The following is a 16,585-nucleotide window of genomic DNA, read 5'->3' as shown; positions in this document are numbered from 1 at the left end:
ATATAAGGCTCTGAGTCACCGGTCAACACATACGCTTATAATCCCTTCTTACTAGAGAATCATATGAATAAACAGTCTGGTACTACTACTGATAAGGCACCGCAAAAAATCACGCGCAACGTTTCTGTTGCCGTTATCGGTGCAGGCACGGCTGGTCAAAATGCCTTTCGCCAAGCGAGCAAAATTAAAGATGATGTCGTCATTATCAATGAAGGGTTTTGGACCACTACCTGTGTCGCTGTCGGCTGTATGCCTAGCAAACTGCTGATTGCAGCCGCTGACCGTGCACATGATGCCAATCATTCGGCTGAGTTTGGTATTCATGCAACTGCGCAAATAGATGGCAAGCAAGTGATGCAGCGCGTGCGTGATGAGCGCAGTCATTTTGCTAGCTATATCAAAAAACAAGTAGATAGCTGGCCTGATCACAAAAAAATCGATGGGCGTGCTCATATTAACGAGCAAGGGTTAATCGAGGTCAATGATGAGCTCATTGCCGCAGAGCAAATCATTGTGGCAACTGGCAGCTCACCTTTTATACCTGACGGTTGGGCTGACAAACTGGGTGACACGATGCTCACCTCTGATAGTGTGTTTGAGCTTACAGATTTACCCAACTCTATGGCCGTCGTCGGTGCTGGCGCCATTGGTCTAGAGCTTGCACAAGCATTTACGCGTTTAGGCGTAGAGGTGACGCTATTTAACCGAGTCAAACGAGTGGCTGGCCTAAAAGATGATGACATCAACGACAAGGCAATCGACTGCTTAAGTCATGAGCTTACCATGCACTTGGGAAGCAAGATTACTGATGTGGGTCAAAAAGTAAATAAAGACACTCAAACTGCGTTTATTGAATATGAAGACAGTGCTGGTGAGTCAAGACAATGGCAAGGCGACTGTGTGTTAGTCGCGACTGGCCGCCGCAACAACATCAAGCAGTTGGGTGTCGAAAATCTAGGCGTTGAGCTCGATGACAAGAACCGCCCGAAAAACTTGAGTAAAAAGACGGGTCAAATTGGTGATTCAGATATCTATATCGTTGGAGACGCCAATGCTCACATTCCTCTACTGCATGTAGCGAGTGATGAGGGCTATAGTGCTGGCAACATAGTCTGTGAAAATACAGAAGATGCCTATATCCGTCCGCCGGCTACTCCTTTTTCTATCGTATTTTGCTCGCCGCAAATCGTCAATGTCGGAATGTCTCTACCCGAGATTCAAGAAGAGCCTGAGCTGGAATTTGTCATTGGTCGCGTCAGCTTTGATAACCAAGGGCGCAGCCGTGTGATGGGCGTTAATTGTGGTCTGCTACATATCTATGGCTGCAAAAAAACCGACAGAATATTAGGCGCGAGTATGGTGGGCCCTGATGCCGAGTATATCGGTCATATATTAGCTACAGCGATTACCAATGATTTGAGCATTAAAGACATGCTCGATACGCCTTTTTATCATCCTACGATATTAGAAGGTCTGCGTACGGCATTACGTGATGTGCAGGACAAAATGGAGATACCCTATCAATCTCAGGACGCGCAAGAAGACAATTTTTAATTTACAGTTAGGCCTTGCTCTAAAAAATAGAGTTAGGCTTAGTCATCACTCATGCTATATTTGATTGACTAGACAACTTGAGGTGACGTGTGACTGGACACCTCATTTATCAAACCTTGTATACACACACCCTGCATGGACGAAGCAATGTCAATCGCTAGTGTTACCGACTTTTTTAAAGAAATCATTCGTGACCTACATACTAGTCTCTACCTTGCGCTTGGCGGCTCTATCGATGAAGAGACACTCAACTGGTCTTCTCAAGCAGTAGAGCTTGCTAGCACTGGCATAAAGATCCTAATACTGCTTGCGGTATTGGGATTTTTTTATTGGTTGGCCAATTATATTCTTAGACAAAGTAAAACTAAGATTCGCTTAAACGATCGCCGTACCAAGATTGCCCGCTCAACGCTACGTTACGTTTGGATTGTCGCCAGTCTGATAGCGATCATGAGTCAGATAAATTTTGAACCAGAAACCATCAAGGCGACAGCAAAAGCAAGTACGTGGGCTGGTATCTACTACGTACTGTGGGCGTCGTCTGGTCAGATTATTCATAAAGTCCTACAGCATTATGGACTCAACGCCTCGATAGAGCAGCTGCTCAAAAATATCTTGTCCGTCCTCTTATTGGTACTTGGGCTTGCCAGCGTGATGGCACAATTTGGTTTTGATATCGTATCGTTAGTTGCAGGTTTGGGTATTGTTGGCTTAGCTGTCGGTTTCGCTGCTCAATCGACGCTTGCCAACTTTATCGCCGGTATCACTATTTTGCTGGAGCAGTCGTTTCAAGTTGGGGACTGGATTCATATCAATGATAATGAGGGACGCGTGGTGCTTATTGCCTTGCGCACTACCCATATCCTAACTCGAGACAATATTACTGTTATTATTCCAAACTCTAATGTCGCCTCATCAGAAGTGATTAACTTGACCTCCAAAAACTTTATACGTTTTGATATTCGTGTGCGCATTGCCTTTGAAGATGATATTGAGCTGGCACGCAAAGAGATTTTGCAAGTACTTAGTAATACTGATGCAGTACTCAATCGTCCTGAGACCTCAGCGACCGTGGCCGAAATCGGAGAGTATGGCGTATTTTTTATCGTGCGTTTTTGGGTCAAGCCAGCAGCCGTGGCACGTATACCCAAAATCAAAGAAGTGCTACAAGAAGAGATAAAAATTGCCTTTGATGCGGCCAATATCTCGACGCCCTATCCGCATATGCGCCTGCTCATGCCAAAAGACGTCGACTACCCTATCGCGACTAAACCTTTTGCAACCACCACTCAAGTTGTATCAGGAAAGTCATCATTGGCAAAGGGTGAGTAGCTGACTTATTTTCATGTATTTAGTTATCGCACCTTAAACCTATCGCACCTTAAACCTATCGCACCTTAAACATAGCCACTTTGAACCATCCTACCGTGAATTATGGTAAAATTACTGGTTAAAACATCTATTTTATTATTTGCCTCTTTTGTCAATTTAGCCCACAGGTACCCGTATGACCGAACAAACCGCAGCTGCACCCTCTTCTACATTGTCGCTTGATCTTATCGTTACTTGTGCCGATGGGCTTGAGGCACCGCTGCAGACTGAGCTGACAAGTTTCGGTATTGATAGCGAAATCAAGAGTACTGGTCGTCTTGCCGTCACGGGTGATTTACGCGACTTGTATACCATCTGCCTTTGGTCACGTGTGGCTTCGCGGGTATTGATGCTCATCAAACGCAAAAACATCAATGCAGAATACGATATTGCAGAGCAGCTATATGGTTTGGCAAAATCCGTCAATTGGACTGAGCAGTTTAGCTTAGAGCAAACCTTTGCCATTCGTCTATCTGTTGATAAGCGCGTTGCCGTCAGCCAGCAGTTTGCCATGCTACGTGTCAAAGACGCCATTGCGGATACCTTCAACGAAGTGTACGACAGCCGTCCGAATGTCGATAGCAAAAACCCAGATTTTTCTATTTTTGCGACCGTCAATGACAAACAGGCCGAGCTGTATTTAGATTTATCAGGGACCAGTTTGCATCGCCGTGGTTATCGCGTGGCTATGACAGAAGCCCCATTAAAAGAAAACTTGGCAGCCGCCCTACTCTATAGCGCTGGTTGGCACAAGAAAAACGAAGCAGGCGATGCACCTTACTACAATGCGTTAATAGACCCAATGTGTGGCTCTGGTACCTTCCTTATCGAAGCGCTACTCATGCACTGTGATTATGCTGTAGGTATCGACAAAGCTGCCAATCAATTTGGCTTCTATGAGTGGCAGCATCATGACGAGACGCTATGGCAGGAGATGATTGAGGATGCACAGACACGTTTTCGCGAAGCATTAGAGATTGCCAATGAGCAACCGGATACGCTGCCGCTTGTGTTGGGTTTTGATGCTGATAATGGCGCGATTATCGCAACCGAAAAAAACCTCATCGCGGCAGGACTTCAAGATTTGCTTCCGCTACTAGACATCGAACAGCGTGCGCTTGATCAACTTGGTAGCGCCCTAAAACCGCTCGTGGATGACGGTCGATTGAGTAATCCTTTAATCATTACCAACCCGCCTTATGGTGAGCGTTTGGGTGATGAAGAAATGATTAAGCCACTGTATCAAGCCATTGGCCTGATTGTGCAAGACAGCTTTGCTGGCAGAGGTATCGATCCAATGCTTGGCATATTGGCTGCTCGTGTCGAGCAAGTAGATATCCTACCGATTAAAGAACCAAAAACGTTACGCTGTCATAATGGCGCTATCACCGTCTATTTCCGCTACGGAACGCTTATCGCTGGACAGACAGACAATCTTGTCAGCCGTTTTGAGAAGCGTGAGATCGACGTAGAAGACGGACAAGACTTTATTAATCGTCTACAAAAAAACCTGACCAAGCTTAAGAAACTGGCCAAAAAAGATAATGTCAGTAACATTCGTGTCTATGACGCCGATTTGCCTGACTTTAAGGTTGCTATCGATTTATACGGCGATTATGCCCACGTGCAAGAGTATGCACCGCCTAAAACCATTCCACCTGAAACAGCCAAAAAACGCTTTAATCTAGCACTGATGGGTATCCGTGAAGTGTTTGATATTAATCGTGAGCAAATCTTTATCAAAACGCGTGCCCGTCAGTCTGGTAACGATCAGTACAGTAAACAGAACACCACAGAAAAACGCGGCAAGTTTCATGTCGCCCGCGAAGATGGTGCTTATTTTTATGTTAACTTTACGGATTATCTCGATACGGGTCTGTTCATCGATCACCGTAATATGCGTGCTCGTATAAAAGACAACAGCCGCGGCAAATCTGTACTTAACCTGTTTGCTTATACTTGTACCGCCAGTGTGCATGCAGCGCTTGCTGGTGCCAAAAAAGTCACGAGCGTTGATTTGTCACAGAACTACCTAGATTGGGGCAAACAAAACTTTGTATTGAACGGTCTAGATGTCAGCCGCAATAAATATCAATTCGTTGCCGCCGATATTTTTGAGTGGATCAAAGACAACACCGAGCAGTTTGATATTATCTTTATTGATCCACCGACGTTCTCAAACTCGAAGAAGTTTCAAGGAACCTTTGATGTACAGCGTGACCATGCTGCCCTTATCAATCGCGCCATGAACCGCTTAACGTCTGATGGTGTTTTGTATTTTTCTAATAACTTCACGCGCTTTGAGCTAGATGAGCAGTTAGTCGAGCGCTACGATATTGTTAATATCACCCAAAAAACGATTGGTTTTGATTTTAATATCAAAAAGCCTATTCATCAAAGCTTTGAGATTCGTCATCGTCAGATTCTATAGATAAGCATTTATGAGTGAGCACTGCTGCTATACTGGCAAATGCCATGAACAAGGTAGCTATAATGAGTAACGTAACTGCCTGAAACTTAGGTTTTTTGCCCAATGTATATGAAATATAACCATGACCCAATCGGCTTTGATTGGGTCATTTTTTGTTGTTATGATAGAGCATTACTAGGCGATGGATTTGCGCAGTTATAGCGTAAGCATCGCCTTTTATGTCATTAAATCTCTAACGTCTAATAACAAGGATAACACCATGGCTCTATCACTTAACAAAGGCGGTAACTTATCGCTAACGAAAACTGATCCAAATTTGACCAAGCTACTAATCGGTCTAGGCTGGGATGAGCGCGCCACCTCTGGTGCTGAGTTCGATCTTGATGCCAGTGTATTTTTGCTAAATGGTGCAGGTAAAGTGCGCGGCGACCATGATTTTATCTTCTATAATCAGCTGAAATCTGATAATGGCGCGGTCGAGCACACGGGTGACAACCGTACTGGCGAAGGCGATGGTGATGATGAAGTTATCAAAGTAAACTTAACCCAAGTACCTGCTGACGTTGATAAAGTAGTCGTGACGGTGACTATCCATGACGCTGCTACTCGCAACCAAAACTTCGGTCAGGTAGCCAATGCCTTTATCCGCGTTGTTAACGAAGAAACTGGTACTGAAGTGGTACGTTTTGATCTAGCAGAAGATTACTCTGTTGAGACAGCCATGGTATTCGGTGAAGTATATCGCCATAACGGTGAATGGAAGTTCCGCGCGGTAGGTCAAGGTTATTCAGGTGGCTTACAGGCGATGTGTCATCAGTACGGCGTTGATATCTAGAGACTTATTTTTATTGGCATTTGGGCTATCAGCCATTCCGATTATCACGTCCAAGATATCAAGCGACCATCGTTGCAAATAGTCACAATTTTTAATACCCCAATGACTAGTAATGCTTTACGTTTCGTTTAAAATTATGCATAAAAAGTGGTTAGCAATAATCACTTTTTTGCAGCTTGTGTCTATAATAGACCAGCTTTACGCAACCAGACAGGATGTGTCATGAGACATTTTTATTTAGATATTATCTTCACAATCATTGCCTTAGCAATAGCGGCATGGTGGGGATATTCACATGGCGGTATGGGTGGGATGATAACCACGCTATCGATTACCGCTATTTTGGCCGTCATGGAGATTTCGTTATCTTTTGATAACGCGGTGGTCAACGCTTCAGTCCTTAAGGGCTGGGACGAATTTTGGAAAAAGATATTTTTAACCGTGGGTATTTTAATTGCGGTATTCGGTATGCGCTTGGTCTTCCCTATTGTCATCGTTGCGGTTACCGCTGACCTTGGTATGATGCAAGTGATCGATTTGGCCTTGAACAATCCTCAAGAATACTCAGCCAGATTGATGGCACATCATGCTGAAATTTCAGCATTTGGTGGTATTTTCTTACTATTGGTTTTCTTGAACTTTATTTTTGATGACAAAGATGTCCATTGGTTTGACTGGCTTGAGAGCCGTTTGGTCAAGCTAGGCAAAGTCGATGCGATGAGCGTATTTGTTGCGCTTATCGTCTTAATGATTGCGGTATCATGGGCCAGTGCAGAGCAGTCAAGTGCTGTGCTCATTGCTGGCGTTTGGGGCATTCTAGTATACCTTGGTGTACAGGTTGTCTCTGGTATGCTAGAAGGTGATCTCGAAGAAGACTTAGAAAACGAAGGAAGTGGTGCAGCCGCAACCAGCGCTATCATGAAAGGCGGTATCATTGGTTTCTTATACTTAGAAATCCTCGATGCTTCATTCAGTTTCGATGGTGTGATTGGCGCATTTGCCATTACCAATGATGTCATTGTTATCATGCTTGGTCTTGCCATTGGTGCGATGTTCGTACGTTCGATGACTATCTTCTTGGTAGACAAAGGCACGCTTGATGAGTTTATTTATCTTGAGCATGGCGCACATTACGCCATTGGTGCCTTAGCCATCATTATGCTGTTGTCAGTGAAGTTCCATGTACCAGAAATCATTACTGGTCTTATCGGTATTGCCTTCATTGGTTTTGCATTATGGGCGTCGCTGAAACATCGTAAAGCGGAAGCAGCAAGGCTTAATTAGCACCTATTGTTCGCATGATGCTGTATAGCTTTGAGCAGGTCGTATCATCAGATATGGCCTGCTTTTTTGCGTTATAATGGCAGGCATTAGTCACACAGCGAATCCTTACCTATCGCTAAAATACATGCGTATTTTGCTTCACATACAATTTTTTCATCACTACTATACGTTATTCGGTTAGAATCTTCGTCCTTTAATTGCTCACCAAAAATGAGACCCTTCAACCACTATGCAACAGATTCTTGATGATATTGCCGCACAGATGGCAATTGAAACCGATCGTGGAAAAGTAGCGGACTATATCCCGCAACTGGCCCATGTAGATCCAAACCAGTTTGGTATTGCAGTAGCGACACCTGACGGAAAGATGTATACAGCAGGCAATGCGAGCACTCTGTTTTCGATCCAAAGTATCTCCAAGATATTTACTCTAACCATCGCACTTGGCAAATTGGGCGATGGGCTTTGGACACACGTTGGTCGTGAACCCTCAGGCGACCCTTTCAACTCAATCGTCATGCTAGAACATGAAACTGGTCGACCACGCAATCCATTCATCAATGCTGGTGCCATTGCGGTGGTCGATGCGATCATGATGGGTACGAACCTAGAGAAATATTGGCTGAGATTCTACAGTTTGTGCACTTTATTACGGACGATGAGTCCATCCGTTTTGACCACAAAGTGGCAGCGTCTGAGATGGCGCACAAAGACCGCAACGCCTCGCTTGCGTACTTTATGAAATCCTTTGGTCGTCTCAAGCACGATGTAGATAAGGTGTTGGGGTTTATTTTCATCAATGCTCGATTGAGATGAATTGCCAGCAATTAGCCAGCGCTGGTCTATATTTGGTCTCTAACGGAGTTGATAAGCACTCAGGGGTACGTGTAATTAACGAGCACCGCGCAAGAAGGATTAACTCGCTAATGATGATGTGCGGTCATTACGATGGGTCTGGTGAGTTTTCCTATCGCGTCGGTTTGCCTGGTAAAAGTGGGGTTGGTGGCGGTATTTTGACCATAGCTCCCGGCAAAGGCTCTATCGCTGTCTGGTCGCCAGGGCTGGATCATATCGGAAACTCCAAGCTTGGGTTGAAAGCATTAGAGCTGTTTGTACAAGAAACAGGCTGGTCGGTTTTTGCCGAATAAAACCTTTATCTAAATACTTTTATTAATGGATTATTCAGTACAATATTACGTTTAAATTTTATTGAGTTGTCAAGCTTATAGCGGGTCGTACCAACATATCTGGTACGACCCGCTTTTTTTGGTTATGTCTTTGCAACCTAGGGTAGGTTTCTCTTCATTCTATGGCTTAATCCAAAGGAAACAGCCATGAAATAATTTACCTTTGCATAACAATACGTTAACCACTATTGCTAAGATGATTAAAAAGTATCAAAAATGCAGGGTTATTATGTCGCTTAGTAAGCATATAGTAAGCGCACAAAATACGCCTTGCTTAGTGAGCAAACGCTTAGTATAGTAAAACGTAATGATATGCAGGACGTGGTATACAGCTAGGTTCTTTACCAGTTGCCCTTTCATATCAGTCACTGCACAATTTTTAATTTATTTTTTCGACCCAATCCACTTAATTATTAATCCAAAGGGTATTTGTATGGCTATTAGCTTAACAAAAGGCGGCAACGTAAACTTATCAAAAGAAGCACCAGGTTTAACCAACATCACAGTTGGTTTAGGCTGGGATCCACGCGCAACTGACGGTCAAGAGTTTGACTTGGACGCTATTGGCTTCTTAATCAACGAAGCAGGCAAAGTCCGTAACGACCAAGATTTTATCTTTTTTAATAACCTAAAGTCAGACAATGGCGCCGTTGAGCACACTGGTGATAACCGTACTGGCGAAGGCGATGGCGATGACGAAAAAATCAAAATAAATCTTGCGAGCATCCCAGCTGACGTGAGCAAAGTTGCTATTTGTGCGATTATCTATGAAGGCCAAGCACGTAACCAAAACTTCGGTCAAGTTGGCGATGCTTATATCCGTGTTGTAAACGACAATGGTCAATCTGAAATCGCCCGTTACGACCTATCAGAAGATGGCAGCACTGAAACGGCTATGATCTTTGGTGAGCTATATCGTCATAACGGTGACTGGAAATTCCGTGCCGTCGGTCAAGGTTTCAGCGGTGGTCTTGGACCATTAGCAGCGTCTTACGGCGTAAACGTGTAACGTTAAATTGACGTAAATATCTAGCGAGCCAAGCTTTGCTATCAGTTTTCTGATAGCAAAGCCTATAAGCCATCAAGTGTGCCCTTTTAACGCATTTGATGGCTTTAAATTTAATAGGCTCATCAATATAAAAACGCTAAAACACATAGGTCTATTCCCCCCATATTAAGAGCACCTATCAAAGCTATTAGAATAAGGATTTGCACCCCATGGCCGCAACATTCAGTTTAATCGGTACTATTGAGCCTTTTTTGCATTGTAATCTCAAAAAAGGTGATTCAATTTATTGTGAAGCCAATGCAATGGTAATGATGGAGTCTAACCTTGAGCTAAAAGGTAAGCTACAAGGTGGACTGATGCAATCGCTTATGCGCCGCTTTGCCAATGATGAGTCGTTATTTCAACAGCAGATTGAAGCAGTCCATGGCGAAGGCGACTGTTTGCTTGCCCCCACACTAGATGGCGATATGCAAATCATCGAGGTGGGATCACAGCAATATACCTTGAGTGATGGTGCTTTTGTCGCGGCGCAAACTGGCGTTGATATCAGAGCCAATATTCAGCGTAATCTGGGCGGTGCGGTATTCGGTGATACTGGTGGCTTTATGGTCATGCAGACGCAAGGAAAAGGTCAGGTTGTGGTATCTGGTTTTGGCTCATTGTTTGAGATTGAGGTCACCCCAGACAAAGATGTCATTATTGATAATGGTCATGTGGTTTGCTGGGATTCGAACCTCGATTATAAACTGTCCGTCTCGACCAGCAAGAAAAAAGGCATCATGAGTAATATCATCAACTCGGTCACCAGTGGCGAGGGTATGGTTCTGAACTTCTCAGGAAGCGGTAAAGTCATTATTTGCTCGCGCAATCGTGACAGCTATCAAGGTTGGCTGCAAAGCATACTAGGGACGAGCTCAGGTGGACGCGGCGGCGGCGGTGGTTTTTTAGATAATATCTTATAGCGTTTTTTAGAACTATGTTTAAGCAGTTTTACTCACAATTATTATAAGGATACTCACATGGCAGTTAGTCTACAAAAGGGACAGAAGATCTCTCTAAGCAAAGAAGCAGGCGGCGAGCTGACTCAAGTCAAATTGGGTCTAGGCTGGGATGTTGCTCAAAATCCACAAGACAAAAAAGGTGGCTTTTTAGGTAAATTATTCGGCGGTGGTAGCGGCGGCGATTCTATCGATTTAGATGCTTCGTGCATTATGTTTGACGCAAACAAACAAGCGGTCGATGCTATCTGGTTCAGTCAGCTTAAATCAAAAGATGGCAGTATCGTCCATACAGGCGACAACCGTACTGGCGACGGCGATGGCGATGATGAAGTCATCAACGTTGATCTCTCAAGAGTCCCAGCCAACGTGACTTCACTAGTGTTTACGGTCAATAGCTTTACGGGTCAGACATTTGAGACCGTCGAAAACGCGTTTTGCCGTATTGTTAATGCCAATAACAACAGCGAAGTAGCTCGCTACAACTTATCAGCGCAAGGTGGACATACTGCTATGGTGATGGCAAAAGTTTATCGGCATAACAATGAATGGAAAATGCACGCTATTGGCGAGACTGCGTCTGGTCGCACCTTCCATGATTTAATGCCTGCAATTACGCCGCACGCATAACTGAGTTGAGCCTTTAATTGGATAACGACTTATCTGATTCATTGACTTAGTGTGTAAAAAGCCAGCCCGTCTATCAATAGATTGGCTGGCTTTTTTTAATCAGTCGCTTTTGTGCTCATGGGCTTTCTATTCTATTAGTATGGTTCAAACCATTACTTGCGCCCACGCTTCCAGCTAAATCCCCAGTTAAAGGCTTTGTCCATCTCCTGATGCCCTTTAAAATACTGATTAATACGCTCGACATTGATACTGCCTTGCTGATTGACCAAACGCGCGATGGCACACATCGGCAAGTTACTAGCCCCTTCTGTTAAACGGGTCTCAATCGGTGACTGATCGGGTACATGAATGGTCACGACGCCATCGGTTTTTTCCCAGTTTGGCGCGCCCTCATAAATAAAGGCAAAGATAAATACCTCCTCAATCTGTGACCACTGCTTACCATTGATATCAAGCCACTCACCGCCACTCACCTGCCCCGTTCTATCATCGGCTCGCAGGCATACATAAGGCGCTGATTGCAGGCTACCAAAGCGATTACCCAGTGCTTGAATCAGGGTTTTTTCGCCGTTTTTTAGATGAATCATCGCGCCAACATCTAGATCGATACCGCTTGATTGATGCTGTTTGAACAGATCACCCAATAGGCCTTTCTTGGGTGCTGACTTATTACCATCTGAACGTTGGTTCCAGTCTAAGTTCACTGAGATTTTGCCAAAATCATCGCGCTTTTTCAGATTGATGCTGGACTGATTTTTGGTTAAAGTGATTTTGTTTAGGTTGACCGACGGGGTCGCAGGAATCGGTGGCGGAGTACTCGCTTGAGAGGTATTGTCTGCTTTTTGCGTATTAATCGGCTGAGCCTGATTTTGCGTTGTATTTTGGGGTGCTGGCGCATCATCAGCAATCTCAACGCCAAAGTGCTCCGACAACGGTTTCAAGCCGCCATTAAATCCTTGCGCGATAAAGCGAAACTTCCAGTTGCCTTGTCTGCGATAACACTCCGCCAAAATAATGGCTTTTTCATTACGCCCAGCACTGCTCAGCTGACAAGTCATCAATACCTGACTGCCTTGTAGTACCTGAATATCGACATCGCCGACTTGTGCCAATGTCTGCGCGCTAGAGAATGCCAAAGCGATTTTTTCAATACTCGCAGGCTGCGCAAGCAGATTGATATCAAAAAATCCGTCACTGTCATGACCGCGAAAACTAACATTGCCATCATCGCTACGTTTCTGACCATAAAATATCATGTCACCATCGCCGCGTACTTTGCCATCAGTCGTCAGACGATAAGCGGCGCAATCAATGGCGTTTTGGCTTAAGATGCGAACACTAATATTATCAGTTGGTAATGGTGCATTGGCACCTGCGATCAGTTGCTGAGGTTGTTTCATCATACGTCCTTTAGATTCTTTATTATGTTGTCGTTGTTGTCATTGGCATGCTCACTATCGTCATATAGTAGCATGAATATTATGAACATTTTAAACCGAGCAATTGCGCTACTAGCTACAAGATCACTCTTACAAATCCTTTTGCCTATTTCATCAGGAGCATTTATAACCTGTGCCATTTGTATATAATATATGCTGCCAAAAGATCCTTATATCGGCCCATTCATCTCCCCCTATATATAACAGTAACGCTGAGAGAACTATGAATAACCTTGCTAACGATAGCGTCCACTCCACATCAATAGCTGCTTGGTTAGCTGAGGGTCAATCCAGCCAGCGCGATATGTTAGAGAGTTTGCAGAACTTAAAAAGCAAATCGAACAACCCCTTTAATATTATTGCCTCACACCGTCATAACCGACCTGAGATTTTTGAATTTGCTGATAGGGTCTATCGCGAACCATATCCAGAAAAAGCAGCCATAAAGGATGAGGCACAAGAGACAACTGAGCCTGTTATACCTCGCTGGCAATTCGTCTTGGAACACGCCAAAGAGCACAACGTTAAAGTATTATTAACGGGGCGCAATGGGGTCGATTATGAAGCGCATCGTGAGGCGTTTGATGCCGCTGGTATTCGTTTGCTTACAGGCGCAACCAGCGTAGCAGCACTAGAGTCGATCGAAGATAAGTTTGCCTTTATGCAGCAGTGTCACCAACACAATATCCCTGTCGCTGATGCTTGGCGCTTTGATAATGTGACAGAGCTGGAAGCATTACTTACCGAACACGGTCATCAGCCCCTATGTGTCAAACCAGTTGTTGGTATTTTTGCTCAAGGATTTTGGCGCTTGGACTCAGGTAAAGAACCTGATGAACACTACGATAGTTTTGAGCATTTGTACTTTACCGAAGAGAAAAAAATCAATACCGCGCAGTTTATCAATGCGTATACCAACAGTCTAATGGTACGTGAGCGCCCTATTCCTATGCTGCTTATGCCTTATCTATCAGGGCAGGAATACTCTATTGATGTGGTTTGTGAATATGGTGAAGTATTGGCCGCCGTCACGCGTTATAAAACCGGCAAAATCCAGCATATCGGCTATGAGCAATCTGTCATGGATGTCGTGATTCCATTGATTAAAGCCTTTGGCTGTGACGGTATCGTCAGTGTGCAGACCAAAGCTGATGATGACGGTCAGCACCGTGTGCTTGAGATCAATAGCCGCCCCTCTGGTGGTATTGACTATACGACGCATAGCGATGTGGATTTGACACAGGTCGGATTTGGCTATTGGCTTGGCTTGACCGATAAGCCACAATTGACTGATATCATACAGCAAATAACGCCCTGCCAAGTACGCTCCATTATGGTAGGCGTAAAAATTGAAGATACTGCTGAATAAGTAAAAATAAGCAGGCAACATAAAGAACGACTGACAACCGAGTATATATCTAACAAGAGGTAGACGATGACAGCACAGACCACACTCGTGTTAGGCGCCAATGCTGTTATCGCAGACGTGCGCTGCTCGGTCGCATTTTCTAGCGCTTCTCCGCTTAAATTTGGACAGCAGCTTGGGCTACTTTGGTTGCCATTAGATGCCAATCGTCAGGCCGTTTGTAGCCCTGCTTATTTACATGAGCCCAAAGACTGGGCAACGATAGATGATACCAATAACCCAAGCAAATGGCAGCTTAATCTACTCAAATTGTTTGAGCAACAAGGTGTGCATTTTTTACAGCTGATTGCTTATGCTTACGATGAGCCTAGCCTGAACTTGCCTGCGGTTGAGCTAAGCAATGTTTGCTTAACACTGAATGATGGTGCACTTCGCTACGACTTTACAGCGCGCGAACGCCACGTCAAAGCTGCGATTATATTAGAGATATATCAGCGGAATGGACAGTTTAAATGTCGGGCGCTTGGCGAAGCTTCGACCCAAGGTTTGACGAGTCTTGAGCAGCGAGTACAAGTCAGTCTTGATGTTCGTCCACCCAACACACATGCACGTATCCAAGCAGCACAGCAACAGCAAGCCTGCCCTCACAATGAAATGCGTCCGCCTCGTCACGTGCAGGCAGGTGAGACATGGACAGGGACGGCGTTTGCCATTGATCCGTACCACCTGCTTACCTGCTATCATGTGATTGAGTCGGCTCAAATGATTGGCATACGTCAGCAAGGTCAGCCTGATCGCGAGGCACAAGTCGTGCTCAGTGATATCGGTAGCGACTCCGCTATTATCAGAGTCAGCGACCCCCTGCCCAGCCATATACCATTGGCACAGCAATGCAGTGACATATTGGGTGAGACCATTACTACATTAGGATTTCCATTATCAGGGCTAAGCAGTCAACTACAAGTCACACAAGGCTGTATCTCAGGGCTAACGGGCTTAAACGATGATATTCGTTACCTTCAGTTTACCGCGCCCATTCAACCAGGCTCTAGTGGTAGTCCTTTACTACTACCAACTGGTGAGGTCGTCGGCATGGTGACTGCCAGTCTCGTTCATGAACACGCCCAAAACATGAACTATGCGGTGAAATTTCAGTTATTATCTGCGCTGCTTGCGAGCGCTGGGATCAGTTTGGAGAGTAAGGCTGATTCGTCAAGCGCCACGCCTCTGACCACACCGCAACTAAGCAAGCAAAGTCGCAGTGCATTATGGCTGGTAGGCTGTCAGGGTTAACGACATACTACAATGATAAGATCAAAAGAAAAACGGTATTAATCAAGGACTGTTATATCAATGAAACTCAACAACATAGCCGTTCTTATCGATGCCGATAATGCTTCAGCTAATAACATTAATTATATTTTACGTAAGATAGAGAGTATCGGTAATGTTACTTGCAAAAAAGTCTATGGTGACTGGGGCAATGTACATATTCAAGGTTGGCAAGAAGCACTCTTAAAACACGCTATCGACCCAATACAACATTTCGCCTATGCTAAAGGTAAAAATACGACTGATATTGGTCTAGTTATTGAAGCTATGGACTTATTACATAGTGGTCATTATGACGGTTTTTGCTTAGTATCTAGTGATAGTGACTTCACTGCTTTGGCGTTACGCATACGAAAAAATGGTATCAAAGTCTTTGGTTTCGGTAAAAAGCAGACCGTTAAAGCATTCACACAAGCCTGTGACAGTTTTTACTACGTGGAGGATCTAGTACCTTTACCAAAAGCACTGCCCATTAGCGAGCACAAAGACACGCCTAGCTTTGATACTAAGACAAAACCATTGCTGCCTGTCGCCGAATCCAAAACATCACCCGAAAAATGGACAACCAAAGCACTTCAAAAGCAGACACATCTTATTAGCATATTAAACAAGCTGATAAAAGAAGACCCAAATTCTGCCAAAGGCTGGTCAAATTTATCTTATCTTGCCAGCCAGATTAAACAACACCATACAAATATCAAGTTAGATAGATATGGCTATGCAAAGTTTTCAGAATTAATTATAGCAATGGCGTTATATGACATCCGTACTGTGAACAAAGTCATTTCTATTAAACTAAAAAATGGTACATTGCCAATTTCCAGTGTAGCACCAAACGGCAATGTCACGTCAACATGGAATGAGAGTCGCCTAAAATGTGATACAAAATTATTAAATAGTCTGCGTGCTTCCATTATCGATCACCCGAAAGCCGACCACGAGCGCTGGGTGAATTTCGGTTTGATTGGCAACGCCATAAAAACACACTACCCAAATTTCGATCCTAAAAATTACGGTTATGCCAGACTCTCTAGCATGATTAGAAATATCGGAATATTTGAAACCAAAACGGTAAACTCTACGCTCTATGTACGTCATAAAGCTAAGTAAACACTAGCAACAAACAAAATCTGATAATACATAGGACAA

At 44.3% G+C, this 16,585-nt stretch carries 12 protein-coding genes and 1 pseudogene; 12 read left to right on the top strand and 1 reads right to left on the bottom strand.

Features of this window, described 5'->3' with window-relative positions:
- The first annotated feature begins 63 nt into the window (after positions 1 to 63).
- The 9 genes and pseudogenes from PSBA01_RS10150 (at position 64) to PSBA01_RS10110 (ending at position 11,299) form a co-directional block, all read left to right on the top strand.
- The gene (locus tag PSBA01_RS10150) at positions 64 to 1,554 is read left to right on the top strand and encodes a dihydrolipoyl dehydrogenase (RefSeq protein WP_186474215.1); all 1,491 of its coding nucleotides are present in this window, start codon (positions 64 to 66) and stop codon (positions 1,552 to 1,554) included.
- Positions 1,555 to 1,701: 147 nt separating this feature from the next.
- A complete protein-coding gene (locus PSBA01_RS10145; RefSeq protein ID WP_186474213.1) occupies positions 1,702 to 2,886 on the top strand; it encodes a mechanosensitive ion channel family protein in 1,185 nt (394 codons plus the stop codon).
- Between the two features lie 175 nt (positions 2,887 to 3,061).
- Entirely contained in the window at positions 3,062 to 5,356 is a 2,295-nt protein-coding gene (gene rlmKL / locus PSBA01_RS10140) for a bifunctional 23S rRNA (guanine(2069)-N(7))-methyltransferase RlmK/23S rRNA (guanine(2445)-N(2))-methyltransferase RlmL (protein WP_186474211.1), read from the top strand.
- A gap of 259 nt (positions 5,357 to 5,615) precedes the next feature.
- Entirely contained in the window at positions 5,616 to 6,191 is a 576-nt protein-coding gene (locus PSBA01_RS10135) for a TerD family protein (RefSeq protein WP_058024753.1), read from the top strand.
- A 222-nt stretch (positions 6,192 to 6,413) separates the two neighbouring features.
- A complete protein-coding gene (locus PSBA01_RS10130) occupies positions 6,414 to 7,475 on the top strand; it encodes a DUF475 domain-containing protein (RefSeq protein ID WP_071001908.1) in 1,062 nt (353 codons plus the stop codon).
- 229 nt (positions 7,476 to 7,704) lie between these two features.
- Positions 7,705 to 8,623, top strand: a pseudogene (locus tag PSBA01_RS13460) (glutaminase).
- Between the two features lie 472 nt (positions 8,624 to 9,095).
- Positions 9,096 to 9,671, top strand: coding sequence for a TerD family protein (locus tag PSBA01_RS10120; protein ID WP_058024751.1), 576 nt, complete (start codon positions 9,096 to 9,098; stop codon positions 9,669 to 9,671).
- Positions 9,672 to 9,880: 209 nt separating this feature from the next.
- Positions 9,881 to 10,633, top strand: coding sequence for a TIGR00266 family protein (locus PSBA01_RS10115; RefSeq protein WP_186474210.1), 753 nt, complete (start codon positions 9,881 to 9,883; stop codon positions 10,631 to 10,633).
- A gap of 57 nt (positions 10,634 to 10,690) precedes the next feature.
- Positions 10,691 to 11,299, top strand: a complete 609-nt coding sequence (locus PSBA01_RS10110) for a TerD family protein (RefSeq protein WP_058024749.1) — start codon at positions 10,691 to 10,693, stop codon at positions 11,297 to 11,299.
- Between the two features lie 152 nt (positions 11,300 to 11,451).
- Here PSBA01_RS10110 and PSBA01_RS10105 read toward each other — a convergent pair whose 3' ends face one another.
- The gene (locus PSBA01_RS10105) at positions 11,452 to 12,699 is read right to left on the bottom strand and encodes a TerD family protein (protein ID WP_186475511.1); all 1,248 of its coding nucleotides are present in this window, start codon (positions 12,697 to 12,699) and stop codon (positions 11,452 to 11,454) included.
- A gap of 262 nt (positions 12,700 to 12,961) precedes the next feature.
- Here PSBA01_RS10105 and PSBA01_RS10100 point away from each other — a divergent pair, with 262 nt between their 5' ends.
- The 3 genes from PSBA01_RS10100 to PSBA01_RS10090 all read left to right on the top strand — a co-directional run bounded on the left by PSBA01_RS10100 (position 12,962) and on the right by PSBA01_RS10090 (position 16,546).
- Complete coding sequence (locus PSBA01_RS10100) at positions 12,962 to 14,107, top strand: ATP-grasp domain-containing protein (RefSeq protein ID WP_186474209.1); 1,146 nt, start codon at positions 12,962 to 12,964, stop codon at positions 14,105 to 14,107.
- 66 nt (positions 14,108 to 14,173) lie between these two features.
- Positions 14,174 to 15,397, top strand: a complete 1,224-nt coding sequence (locus PSBA01_RS10095) for a S1 family peptidase (protein WP_186474208.1) — start codon at positions 14,174 to 14,176, stop codon at positions 15,395 to 15,397.
- A 60-nt stretch (positions 15,398 to 15,457) separates the two neighbouring features.
- On the top strand, positions 15,458 to 16,546 hold the full coding sequence (locus tag PSBA01_RS10090; protein WP_186474207.1) for an NYN domain-containing protein: 1,089 nt from the start codon (positions 15,458 to 15,460) through the stop codon (positions 16,544 to 16,546).
- The last annotated feature ends 39 nt before the right edge of the window (positions 16,547 to 16,585 follow it).

The organism is Psychrobacter sp. KCTC 72983, assembly GCF_014280455.1.
Classification (GTDB): Bacteria; Pseudomonadota; Gammaproteobacteria; order Pseudomonadales; family Moraxellaceae; genus Psychrobacter; species Psychrobacter pacificensis.
The sequence above is the reverse complement of the archived record's forward strand: the minus strand, read 5'-3'. Positions and strand labels throughout refer to the sequence as shown.